This is a genomic window from Streptomyces sp. DH12 (assembly GCF_020873895.1).
Classification (GTDB): Bacteria; Actinomycetota; Actinomycetes; order Streptomycetales; family Streptomycetaceae; genus Streptomyces.
The window spans coordinates 1-508 of record NZ_JAHWGT010000722.1; the positions used below are offsets into that span (position 1 = coordinate 1).

Genomic DNA, 508 nt, shown 5'->3' on the forward strand with positions numbered 1-508 from the left:
TGCTCACCGGGGCGGTGCCCGGCGCGCACCGCCCCGGTGAGCATGCGCACGTGCAGGTCCTCCTCCTCGTGCGCGCTCAGGATGCCGATCGCCGCCAGGTACTGCCCGAGCAGCACGGCCGTCGGCCGCTCCTCCCGCACGGGCGTGAGGAGCGGGTCGTCCGCCGCTTCCCGGGCGATCTCGTCCAGCACCGCGCGGAACGCCCCGTCCGGCACGACCACCGGCTCCACGCCGTACTCGGAGAGCAGCAGGGGCCGCAGACCGGGCACCAGGTCGAGGTGCAGCAGCCGCCGGACGCGCCGGCCGAGCGTCAGCGGCAGCTTCTCCCGGGTCGGGCCGTAGCTCATCAGCCCGTCCGCGTACACGTCGACGGACGCCTCGGAGAAGATCGCGACCAGCGCGCGGGCCGGGTTGGCCTGGATCGACTCGACGGCCAGATCGACCCGTTCGTCCTCGCCGATGTCCCACAGCAGCCGCAGCGCCCGCTGCCACAGCACCGTGTCGGAGC

General features: G+C 74.2%; 1 protein-coding gene. It reads right to left on the reverse strand.

From position 1 onward, the window contains the following. Nucleotides 1-508: polysialyltransferase family glycosyltransferase (locus tag LPA54_RS36715; RefSeq protein WP_368857900.1), on the reverse strand; the 508-nt coding region annotated here is incomplete at both ends.